Below are 14,875 nucleotides of genomic sequence, written 5' to 3' on the forward strand. Positions count from 1 at the left end.
GCACCTCTATATGTAATCGATTACAATAAAATATTACTGTACTGCTAACTATTTGTCAATATGCGAAATAGCCACGGTTGCGTGTTTGAAATAAGAAAATCAACCTTCGAGATCCCCCTATATTTTTGCAGTTAAAATGGGGAAGTATAAATGAATAAGATTATTCTAATACGATTTCTTTTCATCGAATCATTCTCATGAATAACTTTTCAAAAGAAAATCAAAACTTTTTTACTCAGTCATACGTCTTTTTATTACAACATATTACTATTCATGTTGTATTTATGCAAAAGGAGCTCTTTTCTCATGCGCAATAAATCGAAGGATAAGCTTATCTCACTCATTTTAGAAAAAAAAGAGGATTTCTACCGATTAGCCTATAGTTATGTTAAAAACTCGGAAGATGCTTTGGATATTGTTCAAGAATCCATTGAAAAAGCAATTAAGGCTCATCATTCCATTCAGGATAATCAATCTGTTAAAAGCTGGTTTTATCGCATCGTTGTAAATACCTCACTTGATTTTTTACGGAAACATAAACGTACATCATTTGTAGATGAAAATACGCTAGACTATTATAGCTCTGGTAAAAATGATACGTATCAAAATATTGATTTAGAAAGATCTTTAGAGGAATTACCTGTAAAGTATCGCACAGTTATCATACTTAGATATTTTGAAGACCTAAAAATACATGAGGTTGCTGAAATTTTAAATGAGAACAACAACACGATTAAAACTAGATTATATCGAGCGTTAGAAATGCTGAAAGAAAAAATGGAATGAAATTAATTTAGCCAGATGTATACGGCTAATGATAATTGGAGGATGACGCAATTGGATAACAAAATAAAAGAATTAAAAAAACAATATAAAAATACCCCAATCCCTAAAGAATTAGATTCTACTGTCCATAAGGCACTTCATACACGGAAGAAAAGATCTACTTTCCGAGCAAAGTGGTTTATAGGAGTAGCCGCTGCATTATGCTTATTTGTAATTAGCGTAAATACAAGCCCAGCTCTAGCTCAAAGTTTAACGAAGATACCCGTTTTGGGATCGGTTATTCAAGTAGTAACGTTTCAGGATATTCAAGTAGAGAATGGTAATTATCATGCTCATCTCAAGACACCACAGGTAAACAATCTGGATAACAAAGATCTTGAAAATAGTTTAAACCAAAAATATGTGAATGAGAATCAAAAATTGTATGATGAATTCACACAAAAAATAGAGCAAGATGAAGATGGTCATTTTCTAATCGAATCCGGCTATGAAGTAAAAACGAATAATGATCTACTACTTTCGATTGGGCGATACACAGAAGAAATACAAGCATCATCAGCCACTACGCTGAAATATGATACGATTGATAAACAAAGGCAAATTATGTTGACACTACCAATCCTATTTAAAAACAATGATTATATAAATACAATTAGCGAAGAAATAAAAGAACAAATGCGTCAGCAAATAAAAGAAGATCCAGATAAAATTTATTGGGTAGATAATGCAGGGATTGAGGATTTAGACGTAGTCGATAAGTTTGAAAAGATAGATCCTAACCAAAACTTTTATATCAATGAAGACCATAAATTAGTGATTTCATTTAACGATTATACGGTTGCACCAGGGTATATGGGAGTTGTCGAATTCGTTATTCCAACAGAGGTTATAGCTGATGATCTAGTTGGGAATCAGTATATAAAATAACATGTAAATAGGAATTTATTCGCTATTCCATAAGTTACAATTTGTTCATATTTAAATAACCGTATTAGGCATATAGATCTATTGGAAAAAGTAGTTTTTTAGGAGAGAATTTATAATGGAGTGATTCTCTCCAATTCCTTATGTATGATTTAATGATAGCTTTTATATGCCTTTAATCTATTAGAAATTAATATTAATATATTATATTAACAGGTAACAAACCTATGTTTTATTAAATTGACAGCTTTGGAAAGACAGAAAGGATATTACAGCGATGAATACATTATACACACAGAAAGAAAAATACGTTCTATATAACCATCCTCTTCACAAAGGGGGATATAAATTTGAATAAAAGGAGAAATGGTAAACGAAGGTACATATCAGAATTAGATGGGTTACGGGGACTGGCAGTATTAGCTGTCATTTTTTATCATCTTGGCTTTGATTGGGCAGCTGGTGGCTTTCTAGGTGTGTGTATATTCTTTGTTTTATCTGGATATTTAATTACGGATCTACTTGCTGATGAATGGAAGCAAAACAATCGCATCAACTTTAAAAAATTCTGGATCAAAAGAGCAAGACGATTACTTCCCGCAATGTTAGCTATGTTAATTCTAACATTTATATGGGTATTATTATTCAAACCTACTATTATCGCATCGTTCAAATCAGACTTCATCGCTGCATTGTTTTATATCAGCAATTGGTGGTATATTTTTCAAGATCAATCCTATTTCGAAACGCTTGGAGAACCATCATTACTGACCCATTTCTGGTCACTTGCAGTAGAGGAACAATTTTATATTATATGGCCAATTCTAATGCTGTTAGGCTTGCGCTACATAACCAAGCTTTCCCTAATAAAAATCATGCTTATTACCGCAAGTGTTTCCGCAATTCTAATGATGTTACTTTATCAACCAGGTCTGGATCCTAGCAGAGTCTACTATGGAACAGACACAAGAGCTTTCTCACTGTTAATCGGTGCAGCTTTAGCAATCATATGGCCGAGCGGACAGCTTGCTAGAAAGATACCTCAGAAATTGAAGCATATACTTAATATTGCTGGTTCAATCATGCTTAGTATTTTACTAGTTATGCTTTGGACGACAAATCAGTATGAACCCTTTCTTTATTATGGTGGAATGGTCATTTTATCCATTGTAACAGCCATGCTCATAGCCGTACTTGTTCACCCGGCAAACAGTATAGGCAACCTTTTTAATTTACCGTTCCTAAGATGGGTAGGTATCCGCTCATATGCGATCTATTTATGGCATTATCCAGTTATTATGCTAACAACACCAGCCATCAATACAAATGGTATTTCTTTCATTCGAGTAACGATTCAATTGGCAATTATTCTTGGCTTATCTGCACTATCATGGAAATTTATCGAGGGGCCTATTCGTCATGATGGATTTATTAAATTTTGGAAACAGCTTTCTTTTACAAGACTTCCTTCACGTATTCCATTGAATAAATGGACCGTTATTGGTGGTAGTGTCTTAATCCTACTTACTTCGCTACAATTAGTCACCAATGCTTCCACCTCGAATGCTTCCTATAGTGAAGATAGCTTATTAACGGAATACAGTGAGTCTGAGCATATAAATGAAAACAGAGAATCAGCGGAAAAAGCAACTAAGGAAAAAATAGAAAAAGAGCAAGCGCTCAAACAAGAAAAAGAAGAAAATATACCTGCTAACACTGAGAATAAGGACAAACATGAAACGAAACTGCCAAAAGAAGAGAAGCATAATGCTACTAAAAAAGAGCAGACTCATGAGGAGGAAAAGGAAGCTGTAGCAAATGAGAATTCAGATAAGAAAGAGGTTACCGCAATTGGTGATTCGATACTAATTAATGTATCGCCTTTTCTCGAATCTTATTTCCCTTCCATCCATATAGATGCTTCCATTGGTCGACAAATGAAGCAAGCAAAAAATGTAGTAAAGCAACTGAAAGTCCAAGACAAATTAGGAGAGATCGTCATTATTGGACTTGGTACTAACGGAGCCTTTGCAAAGGATCAGCTTTTGTCTGTGCTTGAGATGATTGGTGATGACCGTCAAGTTCTATTAGTTAATACGCGTATTTCTCGACCTTGGGAACAAGTCGTTAATAGGACATTAGCAGATACGGCCTCAAAACAGGCAAATGTTACATTAGTAGATTGGCATGGTGCTAGCGCTGGACATGATAATTACTTTGCTTCTGACGGAGTCCATCCAAATAAAAAAGGGGCTAAGGTATATGCTGACATTATTAAAAAAGCTTATGATTCGCTAGATTTCTCTTCGTATAGCCAATAATCGTTCAGGGTGTAGCTTAGAAAAGCTATACAGAAATAGGCTTTAAGAAATCAGACGAAGCTAACTCCCTCACTGTGTATAATTACAATGCTCTTTTTTCAAGAATGGTGGTTTAGAAATGGATGTAATTGGGAATTACTATACTACCCTTGTAACTCCCCCTTTCTTGTAATATATGAATCCAAGCAGACCTTGAGGTCATTGCTTGGATTTTTTCTTTTTAAAGAAATGAATTCGATCATTTAACAAGTCTTATTGATATTCGAGCATAGTAGTATGTGAATATGACCCAAATAACCATTCTGACAAGTATCAACCTATTCATTATTTTATAGAGCCATTTTTTAAGTGAATGATACCTAATTAACCAATAAGAGGCGGGGTTTTAATCTGGAAAAAAGACGAACAAAGCTGTCGTAGTTTATTATTCGCCTTTAGAGTGGATATCCTTTTATGATCAAAATTTTTAGTACTTTTCAGCAGCCATTGCCTCCGCTTTTGTTTTATGGACAGTTCCAAAAGGGTGCTCAGGTGGTGCATAAATGGAGTATAATTTTAAAGGATCGGTTCCTACATTGGTTATATTATGCCATTTACCAGCAGGAACCATGATGGCATCGTCATCATTTACATTTGCTTCAAAAGTAAGTTGGTCTTTACGATCTCCCATTTGCACAAATCCTTCTCCCTCTTCAATACGTAAAAATTGATCTGTCGATGGGTGAACTTCTAAGCCAATAGATTCTCCAACATCAATACTCATAAGCGTTACTTGTAAATGGTCCCCCGTCCAAATAGCGGTACGAAAGGTGTTGTTTTGCTTCGTAGCTTCCTCTATATCAATGACAAACGGCTCTCCTCCATAATCCATTGGCCGTCGAAAATTCCCATTTTGTATTTGCTCAACATTAGAGACATTGACTTGATCTCCGTTTAGCGCAGCCAAAAAGATATTTCGTATTTGTGGATCCTGCTGTGTAAGGAAATAGCCTTTCTGATAGGCCTGGTATCCTTCGACTTCTAACTCATAAGCTCTCTGTAAACCTTGCTGATAACTTTCAAAAGTGATGTCATTTACCTGATAGTCAGGCTCTGCTCCTGTTAATTGAATATAAAGATTTGTAACATGTGCCAAATGGTCTTTCTTTCCTGCTAGGGCATGTCGAATGTTATCGGCATGTTCCTCATTTGGTGCTACATTTGCTAACTCCTGATATAACGTAGTTACACAAGCCACTCGTTTTACTTCTTCAAGTATAGATTCACAAAGGCTTTGATAATTTTCCTCTGTACTTCTTGACTGATTATTAGAATCGTACATAGCTGTGCCTACATTATTGTAATGAAAATATGGATAAGCTTGAGGCATATAATACATAACATTTCAATCCTTTCAAACATTATAATATCCATAATCATCATATGCCTACATCCACAAAATGTACTTCAACTACTTATCATCTTAATAAGACTTTTCAGTGTAAATCCTGCTTTTTAGAACGTAAAGCTCCTTCACCTAGCTAAAGTAAACGAGGTGAAGGAGCTTTATTTTGTTACTGTTTGCCTCTGAAAATTACTGGTAGAAGCTGTCTTTCAGCAAAAAGCACTACAAAACATCAATTTTTATTTGCTGGATACACCAGTCCATTTTCGTTAGATCGATTGACCCTGTCTTTTCTTCCATTGCATTTAAAACACCCATGGTTATACCAAATCGAATTAATTCGGTTTCTTGAAGCTTCCTTTCCAACCCGGCAGCAAAACCAGCGATAACAGAATCCCCAGATCCTACTGGATTAACTGCATTTATTTTTGGAGTTGTGACGTGGTAAAAATTGTTTTCGTGTTTTACCACTGCACCAGTCTCTCCTAACGTTATAACCACCCAAGATATATCGTTAAATAATGGCAACTGTAGAGCTTGCTTCATTTCATCTACGTGAAGAATTTCCGAACCGATTAAATCACCAAGCTCGTATTGGTTTGGTTTAATTAAAAATGGCTTCACATCATGCTGTAATGCTTCAGCAAGTAGTTCACCCTTAGTATCTAGTAAAACAGGAGTTCCAGCTTTTTCGGCAATTTCTAGCATCTGATTATAATAGGTTCTGTCTAACCCTGTGGGGAGACTTCCAGAAATAGTAACTACTTCCGCCTGAAGAACATTTTTTTCGAACTCCCTTAGAAAAGATGCTGCTTCATTTTCACTGATTTCTGGCCCACTTTCTAAAATCTCCGTTTGCTTACCGTTATGAATGATAGCAATACAATTACGCGTTTCTCCCTTAATAGGCGTAAAATAATTGTCAATACCATATTTTTGTAATTCGTTACTAATAAAGCTACCTAAGCTTCCACCTAGAAAGCCTGAAGCTGCTACATTCTCCTCAAGTTGATGTAACACTCGAGTTACATTCAAACCTTTTCCTCCTGCCGTCTTAGAGACATCTGTCACTCTATTAATGGCATTCTCCTGGAAGCTTGAGATGCTATATCGAATATCTACGGATGGATTTAAGGTAATGGTTAATATCACTTCTCCACTTCCTTTTCCTCATACTTATTGTATATGCAGAAAATACCGCTTCTATATATTGTGAGTTTTATGCCTTTCCTGCACTCATACAAATTGCTATTTTTTCTTTAACTGCTTCCTTCATCCTAGCTTTGGCAGGACCCATATATTTTCTTGGATCCGTTTCATTTGGATGTTCCATGAGGTGTGCTCGTAATCCAGTAGAGAAAGGAATTTTTAATTCAGTTGAAATATTGACTTTCGCACAACCTAAAGAAATACATTTCTGAACATCTTCCTTCGAAATCCCTGAAGCACCATGTAAAACAATCGGTATAGAAATTAAATTCTTAATCTTTTCTAACCGTTCAAAATCTAAATCAGGCTCTGTCTCATATAAACCATGTCCCGTACCAATAGCTACAGCCAATGAGTCAACACCTGTTTCTTCAACAAATTCAGCTACTGTATCTGGATCGGTATAAGCGGCATCCTTTGCTTCCACAACTAAATCATCCTCTTGCCCTACTAATTTCCCTAGTTCTGCCTCGACTGTAGCACCATAGGCATGTGCCGTATCAACAACTTGTTTCGAGATCGCAATATTTTCCTTAAAGGTATGATGTGACCCATCAATCATAACTGATTTTGTCCCTAACTCTAGTGATTCAACGATAGATTCATAGGTTTCATGATGATCAAGATGTAAGGCAATAGGTATATCATTTTGCTTTGCTGCTACTTCAGCAATTGCTTGAATATAAGCGCGTCCTGCATAGTTCATCGTTCCTGGAGTAGCAGCTAATATAACTGGAGATTTTAATTCTTGTGCCGTTTCTACTACAGTTTGTATCGTTTCTAGGTTATGAATATTAAAAGCAGGTACCGCATAACCTTCTCTTCTAGCTTTTCTTAGCATATCTTCTGTATTTTGCACGTATCCCATATTACTCCTCCTCATTTCCTGTTGTCATTTTTCGATATTTTATGTTCCCATTAATTGCTGTTGCTTGAACCGACAACTCGTCATCCAAAACCACATAATCGGCCAGCTTTCCCGGATGTATACTTCCTATCTCTTCTGCGCGCCCTAAACTCTTGGCAGGGGTTAAACTAGCCAAATGCCATATATCAAATAATGCTTGATCGGACCAGTTATGAAGATTTTTAACACCGTCAATTAATCTTAACGTGCTTCCAGCCAATGACCCCTCTTCTGTGCGAGCTACACCATTTTGCATAACGACAGGAAACTCTCCCAAATGATAATGTCCATCAGGCATCATTCCTGCTCGCATGCAATCCGTAATCAGCATCAGCTTTTCATTTTTTACCTTTAGTGCAAGAGTCGCTACATCAGGGTGAACATGGTAACCATCACAAATGAGTTCAGCATAAACATTGGTATCTGTTAATGCAGCACCAGCAACCCCAGGATTTCGGTGATGAAGCCCCGACATACCATTAAATAAATGAACAAAGTTTTGCGCTCCAGCTGCTATCGCTTCTTGACAGCAATCATAACTAGCATTTGTGTGCCCGATACTTACTAAGACACCTTTATCATCCATTGTTTTAATAAATTCCATAGCATACTCGCGTTCCGGAGCAAGGGCAATTTTTACAATGTTTCCCTTAGCAAGTGATTGCCATTTCTCAAATAATCCAATGTCAGGATCTTGAAAGTACTTTGGATTCTGTGCTCCTTTATACGCTTCCGTAAAAAACGGTCCTTCTAAATAAATTCCTTCGGACAATGCTCCTGGCAAGCCTTCTTCCACAGCTTCTGTAACAGCTTGAATGGCCTTGTCAAGATCAGAGCGTGAGGATGTTAACGTTGTTGGCAAGAATCTTGTAACACCTAGTGTTAACAAGGCTCCTGAAATATGGCGAACTGCTTCCTTCGTGCCATCCATGATGTCGTAGCCATTTATACCATGAATATGCGTATCCACTAGACCTGGAGCAATCATATAACCACTCCAGTCAATTACTTCAGCAGAATCAGGTACCGTTTTGGTCAGATGACCAAATCGTCCATTTTCGACGGAAAGATAGCCAGCTTCTGCTATATGATTTTCCAATATAAACCGATCTGCTTTTATAAAATAGTGCATCCTGTACACTTCCCTTATCTAATGAGTAATACTGTTCGTGAATTAATTTTGTCTACTACCGCTACCCATTACTGCAGCATCTTATTTTAAATACCATCCGATTCATTGACAGCTCTCTTCTTCTTTACTTCAAAGGCTTTAATGCTTTCCTTTCCCTCTGAAATGATACTAGTAACAAAGCTATCTATCGGTTGCTGCCTTTGAAACAAGCCACTTAATAGCATTGGTGAATTCGTTCCACCAATTACATGCACTTGATCTCTAGTTGATGCGATTCGCGAGCTTACATTAAAAGGTGTACCCCCTGCTAAATCAGCAAAGCAGACTACGCCTTCCCCTTCATCAACTACTTCAATCGCTTTAAGGAGTGCTTCTTCTAATTTATCTTGATCCTCTTCAAAGGGAACGACCTCTAATTTTTCTACATCTCCTGCGATTAGCCGAACAGATTCATAAATCCCATTTGGGAATGATCCATGGCCTGTAACGACAATTCCAATCATCTCAAACATCCTTTCTCGATATAAAACTAGGATAAGGTGAACTTCAAACCTTTGGGGTTTTATTTCCCCCAACGGATTGTTCGTACCACAAGGGTATGACCTAAAGGTCTTTGAACCAATCGGACATTTACTGGCAGTCGATCCCACGTCTACCCATAGTGGGGGCTTACTGCAGTTATATGTGGGATAAAATATAATTTACTTTACATAATTCCAAAGAATGAACCTACAAGACCAACGAATACAGTAAGGCCAATTAACACAATTGGTGAACGACCTTTTTTTAGTAGCCAATATACAAGTAAGGTATAGGCTAAAGGAAGCATTGCTGGCATGATTTGATCTAAAATATCTGTTTGTACATTTAATTCTGATTCACCCTGTGTCCACGTATAATCAATTTTGAAAGAAACATAAGTGGCTATTAGCCCGCCAACTACTGTTAACCCCACAATAGATGCGGCACGGGATACATGCTTTGTGCCTTCTTTCAACTTACTGATTGCCTTCACTCCAGTTTTATATCCATAACTCATTAACCCAAAACGGACTCCGAAGTGAATAACATTGAACATGATCAAAAATACAAATGGACCAAGAATATTCCCGTTTACTGCTAATGAAGCTCCAATACTAGCAGTGATTGGTAATAGGGTTAGATAAAACAAGGCATCGCCTATTCCACCTAAAGGTCCCATTGTAGCTACTTTAATACCACGAATTGCATCTCTATCTTCCTTCTTTTGCTCCATTGCTAGAATGACACCCATAATAAATGTAACTAGAAAAGGATGCGTATTGAAGAATTCCATATGATCCTTCATCGATTTACTTAGATCTTTTTTATTCTTATGAATCACTTTTAATCCAGGCAATATGGAATACAGCCACCCAGCTGCCTGCATCCGTTCATAATTAAACGATGCCTGTAAAAGCAATGACCGCCAAGCTAGATGTCGAAGTTGCTTCGGTTGTAAGTCCTGTGCGGAAGCCGTATCTTCATATTGATAACTATTAGATACCATCAGCTATCTCCTCCTCTTTCGGTGTAGGACCTTGCTTGTTCTTATTTTGATAGAAATCATACAGAGCTATTGCTAAACCAATTAATGCAATGGCTAAGATCGGAAGCTCTAGATATGCGGCTAAAATAAAGCCTACAATGAAGAACATAATATACTCCACTTTTATCATGATACGAAGTAGCATGGCAAAGCCAATTGCAGGCATAATCCCCCCCGCAACAGATAAACCATCAATAATCCACTGCGGGACTGTTTCAACAAACGCAGCCGCTCGTTCAGCTCCAAAATAGATGGGAAGAAAGGCAATTACTGCATTAAAAACAAATAGAATCCCTAGTCCCATATAGTTGATCCGTTCTATTCCTTTAGCATTTGCTTCTAATGCATATTGGTCAGCCTTATGCATGACCGGAGCAAAAACCGTGAAGAATAGTGTAATTAATCCCTGTACAGCAACGGCAAAAGGTATAGCAACTCCTACCGCAACCTTTGGATCTTGCCCTGCTATGACGCCAAAAGCAGTTCCAATAACACCACCAATTACAACGTTAGGAGGTTGGGCACCTGCAAGTGGTACCATCCCCATCCAAATTAACTCGAGTGTACCTCCAACGATTAAACCAGTAGTTACATCTCCTAAAATCAAACCTACAACAAGACCGGTAACAACTGGACGGTGAATATGTGTTAATCCATTATATAAATCTATCCCGATGATTCCGGCCCATAAGGCAATTAGTATAGCTTCCATTAACATACTCAATTCCTCCTCCTACACAAATAATGTGTTGCCATCTACGTTTAAATTAACTCAAGAATATTTTGTCCTTTTTCATTTGGTACGCCACGTAGATCAAGGTTTACTCCTAATTTATCGAGTTTCTTAAAAGCTTGAATGTCTTCGTCATCTACCGAAACAGTTGATGAAATTTGTTTTTTTCCTTCCTCATAATGCATATTTCCGACATTAATATGATCAATTGGAACGCCACCTTCCTTTAAGGCAAGTGCGTCTTGAACATCTTTTACGACTAGAAAAATCTTTTGTTTTGGAGAAGCCTTATGAATCACATCGATCGTTTTTTTCAAAGAAAAATACCGCGCTTGAATGACATCAGGAAGCACCATATCCATTAAGCTTTGCTGTACCTCATCTTCTGAAACCTTGTCATTTGCAACTACGACAAGATTGGCTCCTAAGTGATTTACCCATGTGACCCCTACTTGGCCATGGATTAGGCGATTATCAATACGTGTTAATAAAATGTTCGGTGTTGTCATATTATTCATCCCTTCATTTATATAAATCACTTCATGTAAGTGCTATCAAATTTGTTATTTAGGAACCTAATTAGGCTCCTATGTTACGCATGGTTGTATTCGTATATGGTTACTCCTTGCACGACTCGATTTACTCTTCCATCAGGACTCGGATTATCTGGAGTAATACCAAGCTTAATAGACATTTTCAGAGCAAGTACTTGAGCAAACATAATATAGAGTAGACCTAAATAAAAATCATTCGTAAGTTGTTCACTATCACTATTTACCGGAATCACCCAGTCAGCATATTCCTCTATCTCGGAATCTGTTTTTTCTGTAACAGCGACAATTTTCATTTTAGAATCTTCTCCGGACAATTCTTTTAGCATATCTAGGTCATATCTTCTCGTATGTGGATTCTGTGACATGAAAAGGACAACAATGGTGTCGTCATTTAAAATTGATTTTGGACCATGGCGAAAACCTAATGACGATTCATGTACAGCAACCACCTTACCTGCCGTTAGTTCTAGCATTTTAAGTGCTGCTTCATGAGATAATTGACTGAGCAATCCAGATCCTAAATAAACGATACGTTTTATATCGAATTGTAAAATGTCCTCGACAATAGGCGTAAGTTGGTTGACTAGTTTCCCACCATTAGCAATTACTTTAGAAACATTATCACCAGTAAACGGATACACCGTAAATAATCCATAGCAAGCTAGCATCATACTTGTGAAACTACTAGTCATAGCAAATCCTTGATCATGAGCTTGTTCTGGTGTAAGGATTGTTAAGCTATTCGCATCTTGTTCCGTGCTTTTTGCCAATTCGCCATGCGGATTACAGGTAATAACGACCTGATAAAAGTCACTAATAATCGATCCTGCTAATTGTACGGCTGCTACACTTTCTGGGCTATTTCCTGATCTTGCAAATGACACCAAGATCGTTGGAATATCCTTGAACAGATAATGAGAAGGATTAGAGACAATATCCGTTGTGGCAATTGCTTCAAATTGTACATTCCCTTGATACTGCTTTTGTAGCTCTGGAACAAGGATATCCCCTGCAAAGGCTGAGGTACCAGCCCCTGTTAATAATACTCTTACATGATCATGCTTTGAAAAAATAGATTCAATAAAACCTCTCATTGATTCTTTATTTTCAAAAAGTGTTGTAACTGTCTCTTTCCAAACTTCAGGCTGCTGGTTGATTTCCTGCGCGGTAAAACCTGCCATCTTATTCTGCAGTTCATGCTCTGTTAAATTAAACATCTAATATCCTCCAAATCTACTTGTGGTTATGTTGTCATAACCAGTTGTTCTATTAGAATACTCTATTAAGATTTCATTTAATACTTAATAGAGTACAATCTAAGTCAATTCTACCGTATAATCAAACTTATCTCCTCTAGCCACACTAACAGTATATTCAATTAACTGATCCTGATGATAGGCAAATCGTTTGATTAGCATTGCTGGCTGCTGAGAGGGTATTCCTAAATAACGTGCCTCTGTCTCTCGAAGGCTAGCAGCAGAGAAGCGCTCAAGTGCTTTCGTTACTACTACTTGATATTCTTGGTAAAACACATCATACATTGGTCTTTCTATTAACTGTGCTTTTGTTAGATTAGGAAATCGTTTCTTTGGCAAATAGGATGTTTCATACATTAATGGCTCATTATCGGCAAGTCGTAATCGAATAATTTGAAAAACTTCATCGTACGGTTTGATATCCATTTTTGTTGCTAGTCTTTCTTCCACCGCAATTTCTTCAAAGGACAATACTTGTGTCATGGGAACCTTACCCATCTTTTGCATTTCTTCTGTAAAGCTATAGAGCTTTACTAAATCTTGGTTATAAGATGTTGCAGAAACGAAGGTACCTTTTCCATGAAGCTTATAAATATAGCCTTCCCTCTCTAATTCCTGTAGCGCCTGCCTGACGGTTATCCTACTCAAATCATACATATCACATAATTCGCGCTCAGAAGGTAGCTTTTCATGTTCTTGATATACTTGATTGTCTATCTTCTTAATTAATTCTTCCATTAATTGTAAATACAAAGGTACCTTACTACTTTTATCCAATTCGGACTTCCACCTCCCTTACTTAAAGTGGTTATTACCAGTTGCCTTTAGTATATAAAATCCTTACAAAAATGTAAAGGCTTTAATTTCAATTATTATTAACTTAGTGCTTCAATTATGTCTAAGATCGCACACTTTTACGAATAACAAGCTTTGTTGCAATAAATATTTTCTTTGCTATTTTCCTTCCTGCCAATCGCTCAACCAACGTATCCACAGCTGTTTCTCCCATAATTTCTGTATATACTTTAATCGTGCTCAAAGAAGGATACACATACTTAGATACAGACATATCATTCAAACCAATTACACTAACTCGATCAGGAACGGGAAGGTTGGCTTCATGAAGCGCACGTAAGCTGCCAATTGCCATGACATCACTACTCGTAAAAAATGCAGTTGGCAAATCATCACCTAATTCTTCGATTGCTTGTTTCATTAGCTGATAACCATCGTCCACCGAAAACGACCCTACATACATAAACCGCTCATTATATAATGCTTTTTCTTTCATATATGATTCGAAGGTTTTTTCTCGCAGGTCAATAAGCTCTTCAACCTCTCCCTTTAACAACTCCCTACCACCAATAAACCCAATCGACTGATGATTTGTTTGAATAAAATAGTCAATAACCGTTCTTGTCGCCTTTTCAAAATCAATGACAATCGCATCATATTTATCTTCATCTGGGCTATAATCAACAAATACCACATGTGGGTTAATAGCGGTTAATTCCTTAACCTGTCCATTACTAAATTTACCTACGGCAATTATTCCATCAATGCCTTCACTAGAAATTTCATCTATACTATTAAAAAAATATACTTGAGAATTTATATTCAACGCTTTGCATCGTTCTTCAATACCAAGGCGAATTGATAGATAATACAGATCACTCAGCTCTTCTTTTTCTGTATACCAATGTACAATAGCTATATTCGTACCATGGTACTTTTTTGATGTTTTCTTTCGGTAAGACAGTTCTTCAGCTGCTTCAAAAATTTTTTTCTTTGTTTCATCTGCCACCGATAAGCTTGCATCATAATTAAGTACACGTGAAACAGTTGCCGGTGACACACCAGCTTTTTGTGCTATATCCTTAATCGTTGCCAACAACATCACTCCTAAATCCCTAATCTACTAGTAACTATTTTACCATTTCCCAATACTAGCGTCTGTTTTCTGTAAGAAAAACGGAGCAAAATTCGCTCAGTCCTTATCAAAACATGCTCCGATTTACGCTCCCCCTAGTAGCTATTATGGAATAATAGCTACTGCTTGACCACCACTCCGGCTGCCCACTTCCCTTTCCGTGGGGTTTGTC

14 protein-coding genes are annotated in these 14,875 nt (G+C 37.0%); 3 read left to right on the forward strand and 11 right to left on the reverse strand.

Annotation, left to right across the window (positions count from 1 at the left end; genetic code table 11):
* Positions 1–306: 306 nt before the first annotated feature.
* The 3 genes from Q1A47_RS02790 to Q1A47_RS02800 all read left to right on the forward strand — a co-directional run bounded on the left by Q1A47_RS02790 (position 307) and on the right by Q1A47_RS02800 (position 4,031).
* Complete coding sequence (locus Q1A47_RS02790; protein ID WP_166530121.1) at positions 307–786, forward strand: RNA polymerase sigma factor; 480 nt, start codon at positions 307–309, stop codon at positions 784–786.
* Positions 787–828: 42 nt separating this feature from the next.
* Positions 829–1,713 (forward strand): anti-sigma-V factor rsiV, encoded by an 885-nt coding sequence (locus Q1A47_RS02795; RefSeq protein WP_034679436.1) that lies wholly within the window; start codon positions 829–831, stop codon positions 1,711–1,713.
* Positions 1,714–2,060: 347 nt separating this feature from the next.
* Positions 2,061–4,031, forward strand: a complete 1,971-nt coding sequence (locus Q1A47_RS02800) for an acyltransferase family protein (RefSeq protein ID WP_166530120.1) — start codon at positions 2,061–2,063, stop codon at positions 4,029–4,031.
* A gap of 466 nt (positions 4,032–4,497) precedes the next feature.
* Here the strand turns inward: Q1A47_RS02800 and Q1A47_RS02805 are convergent, their stop codons facing one another.
* The 11 genes from Q1A47_RS02805 to Q1A47_RS02855 all read right to left on the reverse strand — a co-directional run bounded on the left by Q1A47_RS02805 (position 4,498) and on the right by Q1A47_RS02855 (position 14,664).
* The gene (locus tag Q1A47_RS02805; protein ID WP_366141108.1) at positions 4,498–5,400 is read right to left on the reverse strand and encodes a cupin domain-containing protein; all 903 of its coding nucleotides are present in this window, start codon (positions 5,398–5,400) and stop codon (positions 4,498–4,500) included.
* A 237-nt stretch (positions 5,401–5,637) separates the two neighbouring features.
* Positions 5,638–6,567 (reverse strand): hexose kinase, encoded by a 930-nt coding sequence (locus Q1A47_RS02810; RefSeq protein ID WP_166530118.1) that lies wholly within the window; start codon positions 6,565–6,567, stop codon positions 5,638–5,640.
* A 67-nt stretch (positions 6,568–6,634) separates the two neighbouring features.
* Positions 6,635–7,492 (reverse strand): tagatose-bisphosphate aldolase subunit GatY, encoded by an 858-nt coding sequence (locus Q1A47_RS02815; RefSeq protein ID WP_026682303.1) that lies wholly within the window; start codon positions 7,490–7,492, stop codon positions 6,635–6,637.
* Position 7,493: 1 nt separating this feature from the next.
* Positions 7,494–8,663 carry an N-acetylglucosamine-6-phosphate deacetylase gene (gene nagA / locus Q1A47_RS02820; protein ID WP_166530117.1) on the reverse strand — a complete coding sequence of 390 codons (1,170 nt, stop codon included), beginning with the start codon at positions 8,661–8,663 and terminating at the stop codon, positions 7,494–7,496.
* Between the two features lie 86 nt (positions 8,664–8,749).
* Positions 8,750–9,166 (reverse strand): PTS sugar transporter subunit IIA, encoded by a 417-nt coding sequence (locus tag Q1A47_RS02825; protein WP_026682301.1) that lies wholly within the window; start codon positions 9,164–9,166, stop codon positions 8,750–8,752.
* A 203-nt stretch (positions 9,167–9,369) separates the two neighbouring features.
* Positions 9,370–10,191, reverse strand: coding sequence for a PTS system mannose/fructose/sorbose family transporter subunit IID (locus Q1A47_RS02830; RefSeq protein WP_026682300.1), 822 nt, complete (start codon positions 10,189–10,191; stop codon positions 9,370–9,372).
* Positions 10,181–10,948, reverse strand: a complete 768-nt coding sequence (agaW, locus tag Q1A47_RS02835) for a PTS N-acetylgalactosamine transporter subunit IIC (protein WP_026682299.1) — start codon at positions 10,946–10,948, stop codon at positions 10,181–10,183. The genes Q1A47_RS02830 and agaW overlap by 11 nt, the downstream gene beginning before the upstream one ends.
* A 44-nt stretch (positions 10,949–10,992) precedes the next feature.
* Positions 10,993–11,472 carry a PTS N-acetylgalactosamine transporter subunit IIB gene (gene agaV, locus Q1A47_RS02840; RefSeq protein ID WP_026682298.1) on the reverse strand — a complete coding sequence of 160 codons (480 nt, stop codon included), beginning with the start codon at positions 11,470–11,472 and terminating at the stop codon, positions 10,993–10,995.
* A gap of 83 nt (positions 11,473–11,555) precedes the next feature.
* The gene (locus Q1A47_RS02845; protein ID WP_166530116.1) at positions 11,556–12,734 is read right to left on the reverse strand and encodes an SIS domain-containing protein; all 1,179 of its coding nucleotides are present in this window, start codon (positions 12,732–12,734) and stop codon (positions 11,556–11,558) included.
* A 99-nt stretch (positions 12,735–12,833) separates the two neighbouring features.
* A complete protein-coding gene (locus Q1A47_RS02850; protein WP_026682296.1) occupies positions 12,834–13,550 on the reverse strand; it encodes a GntR family transcriptional regulator in 717 nt (238 codons plus the stop codon).
* Positions 13,551–13,671: 121 nt separating this feature from the next.
* On the reverse strand, positions 13,672–14,664 hold the full coding sequence (locus Q1A47_RS02855; protein WP_026682295.1) for a LacI family DNA-binding transcriptional regulator: 993 nt from the start codon (positions 14,662–14,664) through the stop codon (positions 13,672–13,674).
* Between the last annotated feature and the right edge of the window lie 211 nt (positions 14,665–14,875).

Origin of the sequence: uncultured Virgibacillus sp. (assembly GCF_947495635.1) — a bacterium.
GTDB classification, from domain to species: Bacteria; Bacillota; Bacilli; order Bacillales; family Amphibacillaceae; genus Virgibacillus; species Virgibacillus salarius.